18 protein-coding genes and 4 pseudogenes are annotated in these 21547 nt (G+C 63.1%); 15 read left to right on the forward strand and 7 right to left on the reverse strand.

The genetic code is table 11. The features are described from left to right. Positions 1–530 precede the first annotated feature (530 nt). Complete coding sequence (locus D6T63_RS17045; protein WP_120150310.1) at positions 531–902, forward strand: VOC family protein; 372 nt, start codon at positions 531–533, stop codon at positions 900–902. Positions 903–1034: 132 nt separating this feature from the next. Then, positions 1035–1220, forward strand: a pseudogene (locus D6T63_RS19885) (VOC family protein); the annotation flags it as partial. Between the two features lie 139 nt (positions 1221–1359). Here the strand turns inward: D6T63_RS19885 and D6T63_RS17055 are convergent. Together D6T63_RS17055 and D6T63_RS17060 are read right to left on the reverse strand one after the other, a co-directional pair. Further along, the gene (locus D6T63_RS17055) at positions 1360–1929 is read right to left on the reverse strand and encodes a recombinase family protein (RefSeq protein ID WP_120150351.1); all 570 of its coding nucleotides are present in this window, start codon (positions 1927–1929) and stop codon (positions 1360–1362) included. Between the two features lie 299 nt (positions 1930–2228). Beyond that, the gene (locus D6T63_RS17060) at positions 2229–3083 is read right to left on the reverse strand and encodes a hypothetical protein (RefSeq protein WP_147394419.1); all 855 of its coding nucleotides are present in this window, start codon (positions 3081–3083) and stop codon (positions 2229–2231) included. A gap of 356 nt (positions 3084–3439) precedes the next feature. Here D6T63_RS17060 and D6T63_RS17065 point away from each other — a divergent pair, with 356 nt between their 5' ends. The 9 genes from D6T63_RS17065 (at position 3440) to D6T63_RS20140 (ending at position 10319) form a co-directional block, all read left to right on the forward strand. After that, positions 3440–3871: an SRPBCC domain-containing protein gene (locus D6T63_RS17065; RefSeq protein WP_120150314.1), complete on the forward strand. Its 432-nt coding sequence runs from the start codon at positions 3440–3442 to the stop codon at positions 3869–3871. A 262-nt stretch (positions 3872–4133) separates the two neighbouring features. Beyond that, complete coding sequence (locus D6T63_RS19385) at positions 4134–4307, forward strand: hypothetical protein (RefSeq protein ID WP_182977085.1); 174 nt, start codon at positions 4134–4136, stop codon at positions 4305–4307. 142 nt (positions 4308–4449) lie between these two features. Further along, entirely contained in the window at positions 4450–5019 is a 570-nt protein-coding gene (locus D6T63_RS17070) for a mycothiol transferase (protein ID WP_120150316.1), read from the forward strand. 373 nt (positions 5020–5392) lie between these two features. Further along, positions 5393–5572, forward strand: a complete 180-nt coding sequence (locus D6T63_RS17080) for a hypothetical protein (RefSeq protein ID WP_120150318.1) — start codon at positions 5393–5395, stop codon at positions 5570–5572. Positions 5573–5919: 347 nt separating this feature from the next. After that, complete coding sequence (locus D6T63_RS17085) at positions 5920–7179, forward strand: LamG domain-containing protein (protein ID WP_182977086.1); 1260 nt, start codon at positions 5920–5922, stop codon at positions 7177–7179. A gap of 218 nt (positions 7180–7397) precedes the next feature. After that, a complete protein-coding gene (locus D6T63_RS17090; RefSeq protein WP_120150322.1) occupies positions 7398–7859 on the forward strand; it encodes a MerR family transcriptional regulator in 462 nt (153 codons plus the stop codon). 70 nt (positions 7860–7929) lie between these two features. Next, on the forward strand, positions 7930–8343 hold the full coding sequence (locus D6T63_RS17095) for a (R)-mandelonitrile lyase (RefSeq protein WP_120150324.1): 414 nt from the start codon (positions 7930–7932) through the stop codon (positions 8341–8343). Positions 8344–8365: 22 nt separating this feature from the next. Next, a complete protein-coding gene (locus tag D6T63_RS17100) occupies positions 8366–9412 on the forward strand; it encodes an NAD(P)-dependent alcohol dehydrogenase (RefSeq protein WP_120150326.1) in 1047 nt (348 codons plus the stop codon). A gap of 304 nt (positions 9413–9716) precedes the next feature. Beyond that, on the forward strand, positions 9717–10319 hold the full coding sequence (locus D6T63_RS20140) for a sugar O-acetyltransferase (RefSeq protein WP_120150328.1): 603 nt from the start codon (positions 9717–9719) through the stop codon (positions 10317–10319). Positions 10320–11103: 784 nt separating this feature from the next. On the opposite strand, the pseudogene D6T63_RS17115 reads toward D6T63_RS20140, so the two are convergent. Next, a pseudogene (locus tag D6T63_RS17115) lies at positions 11104–11436 on the reverse strand (SOS response-associated peptidase family protein); the annotation flags it as partial. A 75-nt stretch (positions 11437–11511) separates the two neighbouring features. Between D6T63_RS17115 and D6T63_RS17120 the strand changes: the two are divergent. Further along, complete coding sequence (locus D6T63_RS17120; RefSeq protein ID WP_147394420.1) at positions 11512–12189, forward strand: hypothetical protein; 678 nt, start codon at positions 11512–11514, stop codon at positions 12187–12189. After that, positions 12186–14534: a multicopper oxidase domain-containing protein gene (locus tag D6T63_RS17125; protein WP_120150334.1), complete on the forward strand. Its 2349-nt coding sequence runs from the start codon at positions 12186–12188 to the stop codon at positions 14532–14534. Before D6T63_RS17120 ends, D6T63_RS17125 begins: the two co-directional genes overlap by 4 nt. Before the next feature lie 73 nt (positions 14535–14607). Here the strand turns inward: D6T63_RS17125 and D6T63_RS20315 are convergent. The 3 genes and pseudogenes from D6T63_RS20315 to D6T63_RS17140 form a co-directional block, all read right to left on the reverse strand. Further along, positions 14608–14756 (reverse strand): annotated as a pseudogene (locus D6T63_RS20315) (ISL3 family transposase); the annotation flags it as partial. Positions 14757–14864: 108 nt separating this feature from the next. Continuing rightward, positions 14865–15257 (reverse strand): VOC family protein, encoded by a 393-nt coding sequence (locus tag D6T63_RS17135; protein ID WP_120150336.1) that lies wholly within the window; start codon positions 15255–15257, stop codon positions 14865–14867. Positions 15258–16375: 1118 nt separating this feature from the next. Next, positions 16376–17242 carry an AraC family transcriptional regulator gene (locus D6T63_RS17140; RefSeq protein ID WP_120150338.1) on the reverse strand — a complete coding sequence of 289 codons (867 nt, stop codon included), beginning with the start codon at positions 17240–17242 and terminating at the stop codon, positions 16376–16378. A 480-nt stretch (positions 17243–17722) separates the two neighbouring features. On the opposite strand from D6T63_RS17140, the gene D6T63_RS17145 reads away from it, so the two are divergent. Continuing rightward, positions 17723–19030, forward strand: coding sequence for a glycosyltransferase (locus D6T63_RS17145; protein WP_182977088.1), 1308 nt, complete (start codon positions 17723–17725; stop codon positions 19028–19030). 295 nt (positions 19031–19325) lie between these two features. Here D6T63_RS17145 and D6T63_RS17150 read toward each other — a convergent pair whose 3' ends face one another. Beyond that, positions 19326–19943 carry a DinB family protein gene (locus D6T63_RS17150; protein ID WP_120150342.1) on the reverse strand — a complete coding sequence of 206 codons (618 nt, stop codon included), beginning with the start codon at positions 19941–19943 and terminating at the stop codon, positions 19326–19328. A 1207-nt stretch (positions 19944–21150) separates the two neighbouring features. Here D6T63_RS17150 and D6T63_RS17155 point away from each other — a divergent pair. Beyond that, positions 21151–21547: pseudogene (locus D6T63_RS17155) on the forward strand (hypothetical protein); the annotation flags it as partial.

The following is a 21547-nucleotide window of genomic DNA, read 5'->3' on the forward strand; positions in this document are numbered from 1 at the left end:
TTCACCTCCTGGAGAAGGAGGCAAGTGAAACGGATTACCTGCCGGGATGCAACCTCTTACTGGTGGTTGCACCCGGTTGGCAGCAGCAATTAGCCTTTTTCCCATCGGATTGTCGAGGGGCGACCGGGCCCTGGGAGGAGGAGCGCATCACCACCGACCAATACCGAGAACAGATTGTCCCAATCCCTGGAAGCCCCTCACGAGGGGCTTTCCTTTTGCGTCGGACACCGCAAGCCTTCGCTGGTAACAAAGCACGGTGACAACTGGTGCCTTGTTGCTCGGCGAAGAAGTAGGCCGTGAAGAGTTCGACCCCCGTAGTAACCCACCACCGACCCCTTACCCTGCACTTCCGAAGGTCCAGTAGCGCGTGGACAACCCGCTGCCAATCACCCTTCGCCGGGCGGTTCGCGACAACCACTGTGGATGGAATGCATCGGCCCGCGTACACCGTGCACCGGGCAGCCCCACTTAAGGTGACCGATCTGCCTGTGGGGCTGGCAGCGGTTGAATTGCAGTGGAACACTGGGCGCATGATTGATGCAGCGAAGGCATTCAGCGGTTTCTCCGTGCGGCAGATCCCGGAAGCGAAGGCGTTCTACGAGGGCGTACTGGGGCTGCCTGTCACGGAAGAGCACGGAATGCTATGGATTGATGTGGGCACCGATCACCGCGTCCTCCTCTATGCCAAGGGCGCCACACACGAACCGGCATCGTTCACGGTCTTGAACTTCCCGGTGGCCGATGTTGACACCGCGGTCGATGAACTCAAAGCGAAGGGCGTGGAGTTCCTCCACTACGACGGAATGACAGACAGTAAGGGCGTGAACCGGCACGGTGGGCCGCTCATTGCCTGGTTCACCGACCCATCAGGCAATGTCCTAAGCGTCCTGGCCACGCCCTGACACCAAGGACACGTATCAGCGGGGACTTGTACCCGCTGAACCGTGTCGACAGCCGGTCGGTGAACTGATTCAACGCGCCTGGCGGACGGACGCATTCGCTGCGCATCCCTTTCGATGGCGCGGCTAGATGTAGAAGGCCTCAAGCTCTCGCTGCTGGGAACCGCTGAACCCGCGGTCCCCCATGAGTGGTTCGACAAGCTCTCAGCCGGCGGAGCGGTGATTGATCCTCTCGCTCCCAAACCATGGGGCGCTTCCGACGGTCAGGTCATCGATCGTCACGGTCTTCACTGGCTCATCGGATACGAAACTCACGCGTGAGAGACGTACACGCTCCGCCGCACAACGTCCTAGGAGCAATTCCGTAGGGACTCTGCGATGCAGAGCACCGGGATGAGACACCGCGGATGCATGTCGAGGTCTGGAGCCGACCACACCGGTGCTCGGCGCCCGGTTCGCGTCACGGCACGTCGCTTCCGATATTCAGGGAGCGGTACACCGTCGCCCGACTGGCACCATTGATCTTCCCAATATCTGCTGGTGCGAGTCCTTGTGCTTTCAGGTCCCGAGCACGTCTGACCTTCGCATGATCGGCGGTGACTTCCCGCCGGCCGGCTTTTCGCCCGTGTTCCTTGGCCGCTGCCATACAGGCGCTAGTGCGTTCGGCGAGCTGGTCACGCTCGAGCTGGGCGAAAGCAGACATGACGGTGAGCATGGCCCGACCCATTGGTCCGGTAATGCTGATCCCCTCGGTGACACTGCGAGCGTGCACTCCCCTGGTCTCCAGGCCATTTATGAGGGCCAGCAGGTTCCGGGTGTTGCGTCTCAGCCGATCCAGTTTCCACACCAAGACCTCATCCCCACTCCGGAGGTGATTGAGGAGCTTGTCGAGCTCGGGCCGACTGGCCGTCGTTCCGCTCACCCCATGGTCGGTGAAGATCCGATCACAGCCCGCAGCAGTAAGTGCTGCGTGCTGCAGATTTGCGTTCTGCTCCACGGTGCTGACCCTGGCGTACCCGATACTTCCCATCTCCGCGTTCCCCACACTCTTCAAAGGCCTGTTTTTCCTATCCTGGCCACCGAATTCTCCGCTGATGCTGAACGTCACTGGTCCACCCCTCGACCACCTCGTGCGTCCAATCAAGGGATTCCTTGGTAGGGAAGGGTCTTTGCAAGTGCTCGCCTGCAATGCTCCCGACCTTGATGCTCCTATGGGCGTCAACTTGAGCCTGGCTGTTTGATTGGAACTGGCGGGGCGGTTTGAGTCAGGGCTCAGAAGCGGTTGTCTTTAGAGTCGGGGTCATTAGCTGGCGGTATGCCTGGTGAGGGTCAGTTCAACTCGGGTAGTCGGGCTTTGAGCCAGCTGAGGACCCATCGCTCGAGCCGCTCGGCGTCCCAGTCGCGGGCGGTCACCAGCACCACCTCGCGGTCCTCCCTGAGCACGGATTCGATGCCTGGCTGTGCGGCAAGGTCTTTGATCATCCGGTCTATTTTCTGTGAGTGTTCGTGGGCTATTTCTTCATGTAGGCCGATGTCGAAGACTCCGTCCTCCTCGCCGACTTCTGCGAGTGGTTCTTCCACCACTGAGACCCTTTCGACCTCATCGCGAAGATGGGTGATGAGTCCGGTTGCGTAGGAGGTGAACTCGTCGTCGCGTAGCGGGTCCATGTGGCGCCGCAGTCGGCTGGCCGTGACGGCGACCATGCGTGGTAGGTAAAGCTGGCCATCATAGTCGGTGGTCGAGCTAACGAGCACTGGATGGTGGTAGTTGACGTAGGCCTTAATTCGGTGTTGGCCAATCTGCCACACGGCTTCCGGGGCGGCTGCTGTGACGACGCCTCCGAGGTAGGAGATGAACCCGTCCAGTAGTGTCACGACCTCGTCCGGTGTGCTCCTGCGGAGGTCCGAGGAGTACCGGGCCCACGAAGGCCACCAGGTAGGGGCCGGCGCATCCGGGTCGAAGGGGGTGGAGTAGTCCTCCACTGTCGTGATGCGGGTGGCGATCCACAGCCACAGCGGGGTGAGTGACTCGGCTTTGCCGTCGAGTATGGTGGCCGGATCCCGGTCGTGGGCGGTGAGTTCGTCCCGCAGCCGCTGCAGGGCAACGGGGCGTTCGGTCAGGTACTCGGCCAGGGCGGTAGCAGCTTGGCGTTTTGTCATCTTGCGGAAGTAGGTCATCGCCATGAGGCGCACTCTACTCGGGCCTGTTCGGCCTTGATGTGATCCGGCAGTAACCGGTACCGACTCCAGCCGGGCTTTTTATGTTCAGGCCTGCACGCCGCGCACAACCAGGTATAGCGGTGGTTATGCCAACAGGCCGCTGCGCTCCAACGAGCAGGTCAAATCGGAGTAAGGATCGCTACCCCTGAGACATTCGGTTTCAGGCATTTGGCTATCTCATCAAAGGATCCTTCGCTGAGAAGAAACGCACGACGTTTGGCAGGGGGTAAGGGGTTAAGCCTGGGGGCGGTTTTTGGGCGGCGTAGCCTCATAGTGAGTGGTGCGATCGCCAGTCGACCACCAGAGGAGAGGGAAGACAGATGCGTGCAGGATACGTCGCCACGTCGACGATCTCGATCGAGGCACCGACAAGCCGCGTGTGGACGGTACTGACCGATCGTGATGCGATCAAGGAATTCATGTTCGGCACGGACGTCGCTACCGAGTGGGAAATCGGCGGCCCGATCTCCTGGCACGGCGTGTGGAAAGGCGCAGCGTATGAGGACCGGGGCATTGTTCTTGAGTGTGACCCCGGACGGCGGCTGGTAGTAACCCATTTCAGTCCGCTGAGCGGCCGGAAGGATGAGCCTGAGAACTACCACACGCTCGCATGGACTCTGGAAAGCGCAACCGGCACGACGCAGCTGACCCTTTCGCAGGACAACAATGCAAGCGTCGAGGAAGCCCAACACGCGGAGGGCATGTGGGACGCCCTCGTGATGAGCGTGAAAACAATCGCCGAACGAGAATGAATGATGATCACGGGCCGAGATCCCGACCTGAGTGAGAGATTGACGTACGGGCCCGGGGCGTGATCACTGGGTGGACTGACAGCAGCCGACAGCATCACGCACCCTGAAGGCTTCGTTGGTCAACAAGCTCTTCAAGCCGGCGCTGGGGGTGCAGCAGTACAGTACGCGGTAGATGCTGCGCGAGCGAGGTCTACCGCGGTTGAGCCGACAGTCTCCTACCAGCAGGGGTGACACCCCTGCGTTGGATAGCTGAAGGTCTACCGTGAACACCACACCCTCCAATCCATCGCCCGATTCCTCGGCTCCTCGCGAACTCCAGGCGATCTTCGGCCGCAGCAACGGGTACCTCCTCCCCGAGCAGACCGCCCACGACGCTATCGACGGGCTCGCAGAAATCGCCCGGACATCATCACCACCGTTGAGGGCGCCGGCGTAAGCATCATCGACACGGACGGCACCCGCACCACCGCGGTCGAGAGGCTGCTGCAAGAATCAACGTGATCATAGAAGTAGTGAGGATCAGCTGCCGGACAAATTGCGATCTCCCTACACAGGCGCCGAGGAAAGGATGCCAGATTATGGGCGACCGACCCGCACGGTGGACCGAGGCCACCGTCTATCCCGACATGTGGGCTGACCCTGACCGCGACCCCCGCAACAGCGAGGGGGTGAGCCCGGACGGGGAACTACCCACGCTGAAGCAGTACCTCACCGATTACCGTCTGACGATCCTCATGAAGTGCGAGGGCCTGACGCCGGATCAGTTGGCGCGCCGCTCGGTACCGCCATCTACGATGTCGTTACTCGGCTTGATACGACATCTGGCCGAGGTGGAACGAGACTGGCGAAACTGGCTCAGTACGGATGCCCCGCTTCCAACGCTTTACGGCAGACGTGACGCGGACTTCGACGGCGCGGCGGCGGATGAAGCGGTGGTCGATGAGGCGCGCACTGATCTCGCTCGTGAACAGGAACTGACTGACGCCGCTCTAGCCCTCCATTCAGACCTAGGGCAACGCGTCGGGCGAGACGGTATCGCGATTCGCGAGCTCATGGTGCACAGGGTGCACAGGGTCGAAGAGTACGCCCGCCACTGCGGGAACGCCGACCTACTACGAGAATGCATCGACGGCAGAGTCGGGCAGTAAGAAAACCAACTGCGGTTCTTCACGAGTCCGAGCCCTTCGCCGGGTAGTGCTCGGCGTATCCGGCCGGTGTCGCGAAGTGGTCAGCAGGGTCCCTGCCGGCTGAAGTCGACGTCTCAGGCACCGCCCTTCAGGCTGACCGACCATAATAGGCTTCAATGCCCCTACCTCGTCACCCAGTCCCTTGACCTCACCGGCGGCGGCAGAGCCGGCTGGGTGATCAGGTGGAAGCCGGCCCTGAACGCGCTCGTTTTTCCTCTTCACAGGCGGTTCGGAAGAACCACTCACTGATGATAATTGCCACACCTACACACCGTTTATCGGACCGTCCCGCCGAGAATCGACACCACGGGCGATGCAGAGGAAATCCGAAGTCATGAAAGATTGGAAGATGAAGACATTAGTACCAGCACTTGTTGTCGTGCTCGGCTTTGCGCTCATGATCGCGCAGATCCGTGCAGAGAGTGAACCAGGCGCGATCCCGCTTTCGCTGATCGTGATTGGTGCCAGTTGGCTCTTCATCTCGCGGGCTCGAAAGCGGCGGCACCGCGCGTAGCTGCAGTCGGCGCTGTCCGACCACCTGAACCGTCCGTTGCGATGGAGGACAGAGAACCTGTGGTTGGCTTTCTTTGGCTTTGCCTCAGGCGTATCCTCGGAGCCAGCGACCAGTCCTTCACGATGGCACTGGTAGTGGTCTCCCTCCCGAGATCCCAATCTTCACGATGACAAGAGACCATCATGGGCAGCAGGGAAATCACCGCCGACCCGGGGATCAGCCCGGCCTCGCGAGCGTCTGGTAGCCGCCGATCGCAAACCATCGCGGTAATCCTCACCGGCATCCTGACAGCAACGCTCAGCGCTTGCACCCCTGATGAGGATCTAGGTGCTGCGAATGTCTGGTCCTTGACAGGTCCCGACGCCTCGGCCGGTGATGTAGCACTGTCTGCCGAGGACGGAGCCCGATGGACGGACGAGGGCTTGCAGCTCAGCGGCACAAACTATGCCAGCACCTCCACACCGGGACCCATTGCGACGGATTCTAGTTTCACCGTCAGCGCCTGGGCCCGTCCAACGGGGCAGCCAGCGGAATACACCAGTGTCCTCACTCAGGCAGGGGACGTAGCCGGAGCGTTCTTTCTGGGTGTCGCCGAAGGGTTCTGGTCGTTCTCGGTCAAGCCCGAAGACGGCAATGGTGGCGACTTCGTGACCAACAGGGATCGAGCAACACAGGTGGAGGTGGAACCGGACGCATGGGTTCACCTCGCAGGGGTTTACGACGCCGATGGCGGTCGGGCCCGATTCTTCCTCAACGGTTACCCGGTGAGCGACCAGGGCATCGCCACGGACAGTGTGTACGCGGCGGACGGTCCACTCCTGATCGGTCGCGGCCAGACACGGCGACAACCGTCCAACTTTTTCGGCGGCACCATCACGGACGTGCGTACCTGGCCACGGGCCCTTAGCGAGAAGGAGGTCGCCGCTGCCGCTCAGGCCGCGACCCCCGAGGGCGCGTCCCTGGATGAGCCGGAAAAGTCAGCCCCATTTGTTTGTCCTGAGCCGGGCGGGGGTATCTGCCTGGGCACCCTTGCTGCGGGTACCTACGAGACGACGTCCTTCGAGCCAGCCCTCACTTACACGGTGCCCGAGGGCTGGACCAATCGCGAGGACCTGCCGGGCAATATGCTGCTGAGCAGGATCGACGATCCGGAGGAGGGCACCTGGGGCGGCAGCTACATCGGCGTGTACCAAAATGTCCGTGCACCGGCGCCCTGCGGTGAGCAACCCCAACCCGAAATCGGTACGAGCGACGCAGAACTCGCAACCTGGTACCGCACGGTACCGGGCCTTCAGGTTATGCGGGACGTCCCCGTGACGGTGGGCGGCTTGCCCGGTGTAGTGCTCGACCTGACACTCGATAGTGAGTGGAGGACCCCCTGTCCGCCCGGTGCTCTCAATGCTGTTCCCGTCCTTATCGGCGGCGGGGTCTCTGATCTCCATCACGTCATCGGCGCGCCCCTGGAGATGCGTCTGTTCCTCCTTGACTGGGATGGAGGAAATGTCGCGATCGAGGTGACCGCCCTGCTCGAGCAGCACAGCCTCACCAACTACCTCGAGGAAGCCGGCGCTGACGCAGTCGTGAACTCTTTCGACTTCGCGTCCTGACTCTTCCCTCAGCCCTCCACCCCTTTCTGCCCCACCCCGTCCTACCGGGGACACCTACCCCTGTCACGTCGATTCTCCGCCGATGCGTGCAGTCCGTCCGATCAAGGGATCCTTCGGCGAGACCGGCAGTGCTGGGCGCGGACTGTCGCGTCGTGCAAGTTTCCTCGCTGCCGAGGGCGGCTTGTCTTCAAGTACTTGAAGTTCCTATCGTTGATGGTGTGAGCGCACCGACCGTCCGAAAGACCTACACCATCAAGGAAGCGGCGGCCCTGACGGGATTGCCGGCGAGCACGTTGCGCTATTACGAGTCGATCGGTGTGATCACTCCGATCTCCCGCGGTGCGAGCAGCAAGCACCGGGTCTACACGCCAGAGGATCTGGATCTGCTGACCTGGGTCTCCTGCCTGAGCGCAACGGGAATGTCCGTGAGTGACATGCGCCGCTACATCGGGAACGGAGCGCTTGGGGCGGCTGCTGCCCCGGAGCAGATCGAGCTTTTGAAGGCCCAGCAGGAACAGCTGGCCGTCGAAGCGAAATCCATCGCCCTGCGCAAACGCTACGTCGCACTGAAGATCGACTACTGGCAGGCCATCCAGGACGGGGACGAGTCCAGGGCCGCACAGCTGTCGGACGAAGCACGCTCCCTAGCCGACGACCTCAAGAAAACCAAGAAGCGATAGGCACAATGCGCCCCCGGCGGACCCAACGGTCCGCCCGTCGGGCGCGCCCTCACGAAGGAAGGCATCGACAATGAAGTACACCCCGAACGGCGGCCAGAGTGCGGTGGGACCGGAGGCCTGGTTCTCGGGCACCGTCCACATCGATGGCGTACGCAACCCCGACGAGCAGTCCGCGGTCGGCTGCGCCCACGTGCGGTTCAGCCCGGGCGCCCGCACCGCCTGGCACACCCACCCCAAGGGCCAGACCCTCTATGTCACCGACGGCATCGGCTACGTCGCCCGCCGCGGCGGAGCCGTGCAGGAAATCCGCCCGGGCGACGTGGCCTACATCGAACCTTACGAAGAGCACTGGCACGGTGCCACCACCGACCGCTTCATGGCCCACATGGCCATCCAGGAAGCGGACGGCCAGGGCCAGGTCGTGACGTGGGGCGAGCACGTCACCGACCAGGACTATGGCCGGCCGGCCGCAACCAGCAACTGAACACCCCTAGAAGGAGAAACCCATGACCACCACCATTCACGCCTACGCCTCACCCTCCGCCGACGGGGACCTCGCCCCCACGACCATCGAACGCCGCGACGTCGGTCCCCATGACATCCTGATCGAGATCAAGTACGCCGGAATCTGCCACTCCGACATCCACACCGTGCGCGGGGACTGGGGGCCGCAGCCCTACCCCCTGGTACCCGGACATGAGATCGCGGGCATCGTCGCGGAGGTCGGTTCCGAGGTGACCCGGCACGCCGTCGGCGATCGGGTCGGCGTCGGCTGCATGGTGAACTCCTGCGGGGAGTGCAAGAACTGCAGGGTGGGCGACGAGCAGTACTGCGTCAACGGGATGGTGGGCACCTACGGCGCCACCGACCGCGACGGTACCGTCACGCAGGGCGGCTACTCCACCCACGTCGTCGTCACCGAGGACTTCGTGCTGGGGATCCCCGAGGGCATCGAGCTCGACGTCGCCGCCCCCCTGCTCTGCGCCGGCATCACCACCTACTCACCCCTGCACCGCTGGGGCGCCGGCCCCGGCAAGAAGATCGCCGTGATCGGCCTCGGCGGCCTCGGTCACATGGCCGTCAAGATCGCGCACGCCATGGGCGCCGAAGTCACCGTCCTCTCACAATCCCTCAAGAAGCAGGAAGACGGCCTCCGCCTGGGCGCGGACCACTACTACGCCACCAGCGACGAAACCACGTTCACCGACCTGGCCAGTTCATTCGACCTCATCATCAACACCGTCAGCGCCCGGATCGACATCAGCGCCTTCCTTGGACTCCTGACGGTCGACGGCGCCCTGGTCAACGTCGGCGCGCCCGCCGAGCCACTGCCGGTGAACGCGATGGCGCTCATCGGCGGTCGCCGCTCATTCGCCGGCTCCATGATCGGCGGCATCGCCGAAACACAGGAAATGCTCGACTTCTGCGCCCAGAATGGCATCGGTGCCGAGATCGAGGTCATCCCTGCCGAGAAGATCAACGACGCCTACGAGCGGGTCCTCGCCTCGGATGTCCGATACCGCTTCGTCATCGACGCCTCCACCTTCGCCTAGCCAATACCCGGACCGGAACATGGCGTAACCCCTACCACCGCGCCGAATTTTGACTGGAGCGTGGTGGTAGGGACGCTCCGGCCCGGCTCCCCAGGGTCCGCTGCTTGTCCCGCCCCAGGTGCACAGCAGGAACCAAGAGTCCCGCTGCACACACCCACGGTTTCGCCGCACAAGACTAACGAGCACAAGATAGCGACGAAGAACCTGCCACGACCACCACCTGGGGTGGGCACATCACCGAGGACGAGTACAACGGCTACTGAAACCGGTTCGTCGGCTCCCTCTTTCACCCAAGGACAACACGATGGACAACCACGAACGAATGCTCACCGGCCGGGTCTACGACCCCAATGAGGCTCGCATTCTGGCGGAGCAGGCCCAAGCGCTGGAGCTCTTGTACGACTACAACTCCACCCGCCCGTCACAGCAGGACGAACGAGCACGCTTGCTGCCCCTGATGTTCGGGTCCCTCGGTAAGGACTGCTATTTCGAGGCTCCGATGCACGCGAACTGGGGTGGCCGTCACGTGTTCGTCGGCGACAGCGTGTACGCGAACTTCAACCTCACCCTCGTCGATGACGGAGACATCTACATAGGCAGCAATACGATGTTCGGGCCCAACGTCGTCGTCGCGACAGCCGGCCATCCAATCTTGCCTGAGTTGCGCGCCCGAGGTTTGCAGTACAACCTGCCCGTGCACATCGGATCCAACGTGTGGATCGGAGGAGGCGCACAGATCATGCCCGGCGTCACCATCGGCGATGACACGGTCATCGGTGCCGGAAGCGTCGTAACCCGTGACCTCCCCTCAGGGGTAGTCGCCGTCGGCGTTCCCTGCCGAGTCCTTCGACAAATCAGCGATCACGACCGCGAGTTCTACTGGCAGAACCGCCGCCTCGACGACTGAGTTGCGATCGTACAACTCCTGCCCGGTCCCGGTACTTCAGCGCCGGCCAAAGGGAAGTGCACTGGAGGCTACTGGTGCTGTTGCTTCATCGGTGCGCAAAAGAGTCGACGACGAGTGTCCAGCGCACCATTCTCTTGCGTGCGGCGGCCGTTGAGCAGGGCGTACCCATACGTAACGCTCCCTGTCGTCACAAGTTAGTCCCGCTTCATGGGCCATCACTGATGGCCACGCTCTCCTGGGATGACAACACTTCATACCAATCCGGTTGATCGATCGGTGACAGCTCGACTTTGCCGTCTAGCTCCTCGGCAAGGAAGCGCAGGGCCGCAAACAAGGGTTTCCTAACACCACGCTCGGCAATGTGCGCCTCATAGGCGTCCTTCCGATCTTCGTGTTTGTGTCTCCCTGTTGGCTCGGGTAGCGATGTTGTCCGTGCCCAGACTGGGTACGAAGAGACAATGTGAGCAACTCCCCCAGCGCGCGGTCAAAGAAGCTTCGATTGTCCTCTGCAGCTGTCACGATCACCTGATGCATCACGCAATCTCTCGCATACCTGAGGCCGGGCAAGGAACACCCGTCGCTATGAGAGTCGCGGCGATCCTATACGCAGGATCTTCTGCGTTCAGCTGTTCATCTAGAGAACAGGCCCAGTTGATAGCCTCAGTCGCGGCAATCGCACAAGACAGCAGACGCTTCCTGCGGGCAGCGTCAATCGCCCTCCAGGCTGCGCCAGTCATGCCTTGATGAGCGAGCGACGTGGCTTCTGGGTGGCTTGTGAATCCCATCAAGCGACCTCTCGTACAAGCTGCGGCCCGTTGTTCCGCACTGATCCGACCTCTTTCCCGACAATCCACGGGATGAGGTTGGGCTTGGGGATGGTGTCGATGAAGTGCTGCACCTGGTCCCGCTTCATCATGGTCGGGTCCAGCCACTGATCCTGCAGCTCCCCCGGGGTGATGACCGGCGTCCGGTCATGAATGTGCCCGAGCGCCTCGTGTGCGGAGTGCGGGGTCTTCGTCCCGTCCTCGTTCTTCTGCCACTCGTAGTAGCCATTGGCCGGCACCAGGGCCCGCCGCTTGGCGGCCGCGGTGCGAAACGACGGCTTCTCCGTCACGGTCTCGCTGCGGGCGCAAGGTTTTCATAGGCTGCGTCACCCACGATAGCTGCACCCCGACATGCCATTGGAGTCGCCATGCCTCGTCCTGCCCCTACGTTCTTCAGCAAAGAATTGAACCGCCGCCAATTCGGCATGGCGGCCAGTGGAGGAGTTGTCCTCCTCATAGCCGGCGGCACCTACGGCGTCGTCGCGCACAGTGGCGGCGCCACCAGAACCAGCATGCGTACCACCTTCGGAGAAGTATCGATCATTCGCGGCAGCCGCTTCGCCCGCCTCGACGCGCAGGGCCACACTGCGACGAACAACCTTCTGACAGCTCGCGCGCACTTCGCAGGCCGAGGCACGCCGGACTCACGTCGGGCCGTGGCCGCCTCCGCGGGGGCGATCACCAGCGGCCTCCACCAGGGCCACGACGGCCCCACCCAGGACCACTCGTGGCCACAACCCGTGAATCTGACGTGGGGGGACGTGCTGGTGCTTGAAGCGGAGGTCCACAACGCAGGGCGGACTCCGGTGTTGTTCAGTCCCGCTCAGCTGCGCCTCAAACTCGCGCAGGCCGGAACGACGATCACCCACCAGGACACGGACCGGCCGCCCGGTCCCCTGGGTGCTGCAGCCCGGGAGCGTATCCTCATCAGCTACCTCGCACCCCACTCGCTCGCGGACCTCGAACTCGAGTTCTCGGACCTGGTATTGGACATACCCCTGCGGCTCGCCCTGCCGCCCCTGACCATGAGCGGAGCATTCTCATGAGCCCGCTGAACATCTACATCAATGAGGGGTACCTGCCCATGGTGGACGGGTCACTCGTCTACCACCGGGGATTCGGCGACAGGGCAACACGGATCGACGATGCGAATCCGGCGCTGAAGCTCAGCCCGCAGGTGTTCACTGCCGCGGGTCCGGTGGTCCCGAGCCGCACCTATCCCCTGAACTCACCCGTACCGCCCTCCGGTAGGCCCGCTCCTTCGGGTCCGGACCCGGCCTACCAGCGGAACTTCCTCCCGAGGCGCGCGTATTGGGCAAGCTCCTTTCCTGAGCGCACGCTGATCGCGGAGACGGGAAGCACTATCAGCATCCTGCTGCAGAACACTCTGTCCCAGCCCCACCAGTTGCGCTTCCACGGCGCGGGTCCGGCAGGCGCGGACGTCACCAGCGGCCTGGTGGAGCCGGGGCAGACCCGACTCGTGGAACTCCCCGCGCCAGCGCCCGGAACCTACCTGTTCTCCGATCCAGGCAACGAGCCCGTGGAGAGGACCTTGGGTCTGTACGGAGGCCTCGTGGTCATCGACCCTGCCGATGCCTGGCGGCTCAACACCGGCGGGCCCGAGTTCGAACGCCAGTGGCTGTGGATGTGCCATGACGTGGAGTCGACCTGGGCTCGTATCGCGTCACAGGGGCAGACGGTCAACCCTCTGACCACCCCGGCCGTGCCACGGTATTTCACGCTGAACGGGTACTCCGGCTTCCAGGCCCTGGCCTTGACCACCGATGAGGAGTTCAACAAGCGCCGGGAAGAGGACACGTTGCCGTCGGGGTATCCGCGGGAGACCGACGTGCGCAATTTCAGCGCGTCACCTGCCTCGGGTGCAGTCCGCACCGGTCAGCTCATGCGGACGCTCAACGCCGGCATCGTCACCCACCAGCTGCATTTCCACGGGAATCACGTGTGGACGGTGCGGGCCAACGGCAACGACTTCCCTCGATCGAACGGCAGGGTGAGTCCGGCCGGCGATGTGGTCCTTCAACAGTGGGAAGACACGGTCCAACTTCAGCCGAGAGAACGCAAAGAGGCGATGCTTCCGGTCCGACGTCCGCCGGAGTCGATCGACGCAGTGTGGAACGCGAGGGACGAGGACTGGAAATATCCCATGCACTGCCATGCCGAGCCGTCGCAGACCGCAGCGGGAGGGCTTTACCCAGGGGGCTTGATGGCCGACTGGGTACTCGCCGTCGGTCCTGTACGCGAACCGGGTCTGCCGGGCACCGTCGAGGACGACGCGCACCACACGTTCCGGAGCCAGGTGGACTTCGCCTCGAACCAGCCGCACGAGGGCAGCCCCGAGACAGAATTCCCTCTCCGTCCGAACGTGTCGGTGGAACTGGACTTCTTCGGCAAGGATCTGAGATTCCCGGACGGATCCGAACACGAGGTGTGGAGCTTCGAGAACGACACGTCAGGTCGGCAGTTGCCCGGCCCGATCGTCAGGATGGCCGAGGGGGACATCTTCCAGGCGACAGTCAAACCGAAGAAGAACGTCCACACGATCCACTGGCACGGTATCGAACCGGATCCACGGAACGACGGCGTGGGCCACACTTCCTTCGAAGTGAACGGTGACTACACCTACCAATGGCGGCCGGAACACCCAGAGGCCGGCAACCCGAACAGGGGCTCCGCAGGGACCTACTTCTACCATTGCCATGTGAACACGCCCCTGCACGTTCAGATGGGCATGTTCGGAGCACTCGTGGTGGACCCCAGGACCGATCCCGCTCGCCCGACGCCGGCGGGATCCCGCCGCCACTCCTCCGAGGGCCCTCTGTACGACATCGCGACGGAGACATTCCTCGCTCCCTACTCGATCGATCCCCGGTGGCACGAACTGAACCACGCGGCGGGTCTGTCGGGTGACGACGCAGGCCTCAACCGCTTCGAGGCAAAGCACTTCTTCATCCTGGGCGGGACGATTCCCGCGCGGCCCAAGGGCGACCGGGTGTGGGCGATGTCCGCCATGAAGGCCAATGTGACGGGCGGCAGCAAGCAACCGACGCTGGTGCGCATGGTGAACGTAGACTACTTCCCCACGCGCACACGATTCCTGGACGCAGCCGGGAGACCAGTGCAGATGGCCGAACTCATCGGGCACGACGGGCGTCCGTTCTGGACGACTCCCAGTCCGACGGGGCCGGCTGTGCACCCGTCGACGGCAGGACAGCCGCTTCTCACCAGCATCATCAGGTCAGGCGCAGCCGAGAAGTTCGACTTCCTGCTGCGGCCGCCGGCGCCAGGGCAGTACACGATCGCGGTCGACTTCATCCACTGGCTCACGGGCCGGGTCCAGGCGACGCGGACCGTGGCGGTGACCGCTGCCTGAGTCTCTTGGTGGTGGTGTGGGTGGTTGACGGGCTCTCCGTGGTTGGTGGTCGATTCCACTGCTGAGGAGATGATCAGCGTGCCTTTCTGACGATGCTTCTCAAGAGGATGCGGGTTCTGCAGTCAGCGCTGTTCACGAAGCCGCGTCCGGTACGTCTGATGTTCTTGATGGCGTGTTATTTGCCTCGACTTTCGCCGTGGTGGCTCCGGTGACGATGAGGACCGTTCGGCGGCAAGGAGGTCCTCGCGGAGTTCGAGCGGGAACTGGTCTCCGGGCGCACCGTCGCCGGTCACCGACAAACGGGACGGGACTCTTCAAGGGTCCGTCCGCTCATCGGCGAGAGTCAGCTTCTCCCGTAGTTGGAGCACCAAGGATTACCAGGTTCCCGTTTGGGTCTCGAGTTCGAGCCACACGCTCGCCCCAGGGCTGGTCTTCGGGCCCGGCGATCACTGGCGCACCCAAGGTTTGTAAATTTACGAGGGTTGAATCGACGTCCTCGACATAGACCCATAGGCCGAACGGGTCCTCATCGCTACTGCCAGTCCCCAGACCAATACTCGAGCCCTCACGCTCCATCGTCACAAATCCCGGCCCGCCGTCCGGCGGAAACTGGTATGTCTGAGAGAATCCAAGTCGTTCATAGAAAACCCGTGAGGCGCGAAGATCCTGAACGCTGATGATGGGAAATGCTCCGGTGCTCATGCTGGGAGTATCCCAAAGCATTAGTGACCACACCAGGTCCTCCAGCGATGATACTGAACACCGCAGGCACAATCAGTTGCGCGACCCGTAGCCCGCGCCCGGCCAGGCGCAACATCACTCGTCAGTGGTGCGAGCAGGCGTGGCCAGGCCCCTTGAGGCTGCGCCAAGGGACGCATCTTGCAGCAGCTACACGTCCCTCTCACATGACAACGTCATGCGGGGTAGCATGCCGGCTCAGCCAGTTGCCCGATTCTTGCTCGCGGTGAGCAACTCCTGGTCGCCCCACCACTCTCCCTCAGAGGGAAGGATCCAATTCGCCGATTTGAGCGAGCAGCGATCGATCTAGGGGGCAATCCCAGACACATGCCCAACCACCGGTTGCGCAGGGTGCGTGGTGGGGTGACGTGGACACTGCGGCCAACTGCTGCCGCTTCGCCACAGTTCCTCGATGACCCACTCTTGGATCTGGTCCGCTAGATCAGCAAGTCTTCCCGCCGAGTTATGGTCCCGGAACACCGCCACTCCCTTACCGGACCCGTCGGACGAGCATGATCTGGCCGATGCGCGTCTCGTACTTTCGTCCCATGTGCCTTATCTTCGACGCGGGGCATCGGCGCACCAGTAGCAGCGACGTCGACGAGGATAGGCACGAGAGTATCGCGGAGAACCGGATCCATCGATTTATCGTTCTCTCAACCCAACGGAGGTTAGCCTCCGTCGTGTGAATCAACCCCACCAAGCCCGGGAAATGGACCTTCCTGACGCTGCCTCGACCATCGAGCCGCCTATAGCTGCTCAGGGACAACGTCCTTGAAGTGTCTGGATCGCAGCCGTGAAACGACGTTGTTGTGCCGGTTCTAACCGGCACCCCGACAGGCTGTACACCGATGGTCCTGCGGGGCTGCGCAATCGGCGATTGAACGTTGCGAACAACGCGCCATTTACCCACTACGGCTCACAGCATCATCGTCCCTGCTCCAATCAAGGACCACAGCGTGCGTGCATTTTCCGCCTTGGTCCTATGCCTACCTCGGAAATCACCGCCCGGCCAGCACGACAACGGGTGTCGTGCTGGCGCTTCCAGGACAAATCCTAGAGATGGCAGCAGTGGTCCGGCTCAAGGACTGCTGGCGACCTGATCAGCCGTGTTCGACAGGGAGCCACAGCTCGCAGGTGGCCGTGCTGAAATCGTCGGCACGGTCGAGGATCGCGACGATCGACGGGCCCGGGCGCAGACGCCACGGATTGGAGGGAAACCACTCCGTGGCAGTCGCCGCCCAGAAGGATTGCAGAGTAGCCGGGTACTCGCCCTCGGTACGGAACACCGCCCATGTACCGGCGGGAACCTCGATCGCGTGGAGATCCTCCGGTAGCCCGGCTGTCGCGGTGATCGCGACACCGTGCAGGTAGGTCAGCTCACTGCCTTCGGCGTAGTCGGGATCGACGTCGGCACTCACCTGCAGCAGACCGGCCGGCTCGGTGTTGCCCAGCCCTTTGAGTCGGTCGTGCTCCTCGGCCGGCAAGGACGCGATGTGCGCCTGGATATGTGGATTGATGCCCTGGTGAATGAGTGGTACTCGGGCTGCGTGGCCGACGAGACGGAACGCTGGGCGTTCTGAGATGCGGGTGTCCATGGTGGTATTCCCTTCTACGGTCAGGCGGAACCTGAGCTGTGGTTGTGTGCGAAGGGGTCCGCCGTCCCGGCGTACATCGCCAGGCGTGACGCCGTGCACGGAGCGAAACGCCCTACTGAAGGCCTCAGTCGACCCGTAGCCGTAGCGCACCGAGATACTCAGCAGGTCACCATCGCCCAGCACGTCCGCCGCGGCCAGTGTCATTCGGCGGCGCCGGATGTACTCCGACAGCGGCATACCGGCCAGCGACGAGAACATCCGCCGGAGGTGATACTCCGTCGTCCCGAGTTCCGTCGCCACGACGGGTACGTGCAGATTCTCGGTCAGACTGTCCTCGACCAGTTCAATGAGTCTGTTCAGCTCTGCTATCACGGCTCTCCCTTCACCATCCAGCCTCCCGGGTTCCTATGAGCGGCACCCGATAATCGCCGTCCGATGCGATCACCTCACCGGTCAGGTACCGGCGAGGAGTTCACGTGACAATTCACGAGTGCTGTCTGGTGCTGTCAACGCGCTGTCATCCCCGAGGTGTCCCTTGTGCGGGGCCGACGTGATCCTCAGCGTGACCCTGTTGACGTTCGATCCCTATCGCTGTTCTTGGTCGAAGGAGTACGCATCATGAAAGCCTTCATTCGGCACGGCGAAGGCTGCGTGTCGAGCCAGACCAGGAAAGCCGCCCACCCGGGTCCGGCGGAAGGTGTCGCAGGACATGGACCGAGTCATACAACCTGTGACGGCCGGGCCGTATGCCCCTGCAACAAGTCCGGGTTCATCACAATGGAAAGGTGTAGCATCCCCAATGGGTGTGCTGGGAGGCCTGGTCGGCGGCGTGCCGCCCGCCTTCGGGCGGCCATGGATTCCCGTCTGGAGGAGCCCGCCATGCATGTGCTGGTCATATCGATTGGGACACGCGGCGATATTCAGCCCTTTGCCGCACTTGCAGGTGCGCTTGCCCGCGCGGGACACGACGTCACCCTCGCTGTCCCTGGTGGGTTTGCTGATCTGGTGCCACAAGCCGGTCCCGGAACTATCACGCACCATCCCACGGGCTCCACGATGCTGCGCCTTCTTCAGGAGCTGATGCCCGAGCTGAGCGGTCCCTCGGATGCGCTGCGAAAACTGGGGATGATGACCGCCGCGATGCGAGAGCTGAACGCGGAGTGCTGGGATGCGGCGCAGGCGGCGCACCCGGACGTCGTCGTGTACCACCCCAAGTGTCTTGCCGGGCCGCACATCGCAGAGGCGCTGAGGGTTCCTGGTGTGCTTTCCCTCCCGTTGCCGTTCTATACCCCGACGCGTGCGTACGCCATGCCCATCTTCGGCGGCGCCTCCTTCGGGGCGTGGGGAAATCGTGCGTCCTACGAAGTCCGCCGGATGAGTGGGGCCATCTATGGCGGCATGATCAACGACTTCCGGCGCGAGGTGGGCCTGGGTCATACCCGCCGTCTCGCCGATCCGCTCAAGAATCCGGACGGTAGTCCGGTCCACGTCCTCTATCCGTACAGCAGGCACGTTGTACCCGTCCCCGAGGACTACCCGCCTTCGGCCCACGTCACCGGATACTGGTTTCTGGATCACAGCGACGACGGCGATTGGGACCCGCCCGCGCAACTGGTGGACTTCCTCGCGGTGGGCGAGCCTCCGGTCTACGTCGGGTTCGGCTCCATGGGCTTCGGTAAGGGAGCGAACCAGCGCCGGGACGCCGTCCTGGCCGCGCTGCGGGTTCATGGTTTACGCGGAGTCGTGGCGACCGGGTGGGGCGGCATCGCTCCTGGTGAGGCCCGGACCGACGACGTCCTGGTCCTGGAGGGTGCGCCCCACGAATGGCTGTTCCCGCGTGTCGCGGCGGTCGTGCACCACGGCGGTGCGGGTTCGACTGCGGCCGGTATACGGGCGGGTCGGCCGACACTGGTCGTCCCGTTCCTTGGCGATCAGCCATTCTGGGGCGCGCGGGTCCATGCGCTCGGCGTCGGACCTGCGCCGCTACCGGCCAAGCGTCTGGGCACAACCCTGACCGGCCGTCTCGGCGACCTCGTGCACACCGGCTCTTACGCCTCTCGTGCCGAAGAGCTGGGCGCCGCAGTCCGCGCCGATAACGGTCTCGCCGCCGGCGTGTATGCCCTGGAGCAAATCACGGGGGTTCCTGCCGTGGACGAATAGATCAGCCGATAACAGTCACCTGTCTGGTGGGCGATCACGGCCGGTCCACCATCACTAGACGAGCTGGTGACGGCAACGGCTTCAGCAGGACACCACTGGGCACCGCGGGCGAATCCACCACACCGTCCACCGTCATGAACCCTGTTCACACCAGTTCCCGGGAGATTAGATGCCTCCATTGCTCCATCCAGTGGCTTACTCGTACAAAGGAGACGCCGCACGCAGCAGAAAGTCAGCGGCGCGTGGGTGAGCTGTTCCGTCATCGAACAAACAAGCACCAAGAATCCGCCACCTTCTATTGAGCGTGGTGAATGTAGAGATCACGGAGCAGTGCGATCTCGGCTCCGTGGTGCAGGATCTCCTGGTTCATCCACCACACGATCGACGGAAAGGTCTCCTCGGCATCGCTGCCATACGGGTAGCTGCTGAGCCCGGTCCCGTCATAGTCGGACTCGTCGACATCGAGTAGTGCCCGGCGCCAGTCGGCTGCGGCCTGACGGAACCTCTCGATGGCGCCGGCTGCATCGGGTCGGGATTCGTAGGTCGCTCGACTGAACGTGCGGTCGCCCCCGAGGTGGTTGGATCGGCCTATCAGTGTCTCGGAGATGTGATCGAGCCGCCAGGCGATCGTCGTGAAAGGCGGAGGCCACGGACTTTCGGGGGCACCGTCCCGCCCCCACTCACCCGCGCCGATCAGTTTCATGGCGCCCGGTCCTGGCCCGTCGGCGCGCCTTCGTACCGACCAGCACGCGTCGACCGGTTCCCAGAGGTACTCGGCGTCTGTCAGCACCGGTACGGCGACGTCGTTGTCATCACCTGAGTTGGTGGTAGGCCCGGTGAGGCGAGTGAGGAGTCGCTCCGTCGCCCAGTCGTACTGCTCGAGCAGCGGCTCGAGGCGCTGGTTGGTCATCATGGCCTAGAGCCTAGACTCCACGAGACGCCGTGAGATGCCTACGTGTAGTTAATGCGCAACGACCTCCTTGCCTCGAGATACCGAAGCTGGCTCAGGAATCGGGTACCGGCGACGGGTTGAACTTCAAAGGGTGTTCAAAGCGGCGGCAGAAGGACCGTTCCCCCACCGCTGTACTCAAGGGTGACTTCCTGTGAGCTGTCGATCTCTGCAGGTGTCCTGAACATGTGCGTGCGCGGTGCCATGTCAGCTGAGCAAACTTCCGCTTCCCGCCTGGCAATACCAATCTTCAGGCGATGAGCATCGACGACCTCAATCGAAGACGGGAACGCTGGACAGCTTGAGCTGCCGGCGAGCACGATCGCGAACTTCGCTCCGCCCTCAAGCCACCCGGCTTCAGGGAAGGGATAGGTCCGCTCTTGCGGCGGCGGAGTCTGCGCCGCGGTGATGGCCTCCGCCGGAAGCCCGCCCTGAGCTTCTGAGTCGGCTACCGATCCCGGCATGACGGACTGGGGCCCAGCAGTCGGCTCAGAAGGGGCAGGGTCTGAACTGTTCGAACATCCGGCTAACCAGAAGGCTATTCCGATCAATCCAACCCAAGCAGCTCTCCCCATTGCATGAGAATCCCAGCTGACAGACGAGCTGTCCACGGCTGGAGGTGATTCCGGTTATCCACGGCTCGGAATGGAAGCCGTCGAACCGCTCCCAAGCAGCGGTAGCAGTGGGTGACCCAGAACAACTGTCCCCGGTAGCGGGCAGCGGCACGGAACATGCAGCCTCAAGAATTGACAGCTATAGGAGCGTCCTGCGGGCGGGTAGAGCCCGAAAGGTGAAGCTCAAAGCCGTACATCTGTGGGCGAACCGTAGGCGCAGGCCCTGAAAAAGCAACTGTGACAGCCCCGGCTGCCCGACATTGCACCTGCCTGGCGGCCCTCTACTACTCGGACATTTCGGCGTTGAGCTGATACCAGTGGAGCTGACTGCTGCACGTCACCCGCCCGTTCAAAACTCCCCACTCCGAAACGCGTGGTTCGATAGCGCTACTCGAACCCCTTCATAATCATCGAGCGCCGTTGACAACCGGGCCTGGCATGAGAAATATCAAAGGTACCGGTGCGCCTGGCTGTCCTTCGGGGGCTACCTGCGGTCCGGGCTCTCGAAGGGTTACCGGATGCAGTCAGCACCTTTTCGTCGCAGATCCTTCCGGATTGTGGCCACTTCTGCCGCAGCCCTTCTGGTGCTCTCCCTCGCGGGTTGCACCCCCACTCCGGAGCCGCCTGACCAGCCGTCCCCGACTACCCAAGCCCCCTCAGCGACCGCTCCGGCGAGTTCGCCGCCGTCCGCTACCGAGTCCGAGCCCCCTGCGGGTGCTGTTCGGATCGCCGCTGTCGGTGACATGAACGGCCCCAAGACCTCCAAGCGCAGTAGCCCATCCGGTCGCAACGGTGCCGCAATCACCCAGCTCGTGCAGGACGACGAGATCGACGCGTTCCTCGGACTCGGGGACTTCCAATACGACACCGCGTACTGCGCCGACTACGTCAAATACTGGACAAAACTCTGGGGCGGCACCATGCCCAAGCTGTACTGGGTATCTGCTCCCAACC

The organism is Arthrobacter cheniae (genome assembly GCF_003602275.1).
In the GTDB taxonomy this organism is placed as follows: domain Bacteria; phylum Actinomycetota; class Actinomycetes; order Actinomycetales; family Micrococcaceae; genus Arthrobacter_D; species Arthrobacter_D cheniae.

Coding starts and splice junctions, on each gene's coding strand:
- D6T63_RS17045 (WP_120150310.1), top strand. CDS start 531: ATGATTGATGCAGCGAAGGCATTCAGCGGTTTCTCCGTGCGGCAGATC.
- D6T63_RS17055 (WP_120150351.1), bottom strand. CDS start 1,929: ATGGGAAGTATCGGGTACGCCAGGGTCAGCACCGTGGAGCAGAACGCA.
- D6T63_RS17060 (WP_147394419.1), bottom strand. CDS start 3,083: ATGGCGATGACCTACTTCCGCAAGATGACAAAACGCCAAGCTGCTACC.
- D6T63_RS17065 (WP_120150314.1), top strand. CDS start 3,440: ATGCGTGCAGGATACGTCGCCACGTCGACGATCTCGATCGAGGCACCG.
- D6T63_RS17070 (WP_120150316.1), top strand. CDS start 4,450: ATGGGCGACCGACCCGCACGGTGGACCGAGGCCACCGTCTATCCCGAC.
- D6T63_RS17080 (WP_120150318.1), top strand. CDS start 5,393: ATGAAAGATTGGAAGATGAAGACATTAGTACCAGCACTTGTTGTCGTG.
- D6T63_RS17095 (WP_120150324.1), top strand. CDS start 7,930: ATGAAGTACACCCCGAACGGCGGCCAGAGTGCGGTGGGACCGGAGGCC.
- D6T63_RS17100 (WP_120150326.1), top strand. CDS start 8,366: ATGACCACCACCATTCACGCCTACGCCTCACCCTCCGCCGACGGGGAC.
- D6T63_RS20140 (WP_120150328.1), top strand. CDS start 9,717: ATGGACAACCACGAACGAATGCTCACCGGCCGGGTCTACGACCCCAAT.
- D6T63_RS17120 (WP_147394420.1), top strand. CDS start 11,512: ATGCCTCGTCCTGCCCCTACGTTCTTCAGCAAAGAATTGAACCGCCGC.
- D6T63_RS17125 (WP_120150334.1), top strand. CDS start 12,186: ATGAGCCCGCTGAACATCTACATCAATGAGGGGTACCTGCCCATGGTG.
- D6T63_RS17135 (WP_120150336.1), bottom strand. CDS start 15,257: ATGCTTTGGGATACTCCCAGCATGAGCACCGGAGCATTTCCCATCATC.
- D6T63_RS17145 (WP_182977088.1), top strand. CDS start 17,723: ATGGATTCCCGTCTGGAGGAGCCCGCCATGCATGTGCTGGTCATATCG.
- D6T63_RS17150 (WP_120150342.1), bottom strand. CDS start 19,943: ATGATGACCAACCAGCGCCTCGAGCCGCTGCTCGAGCAGTACGACTGG.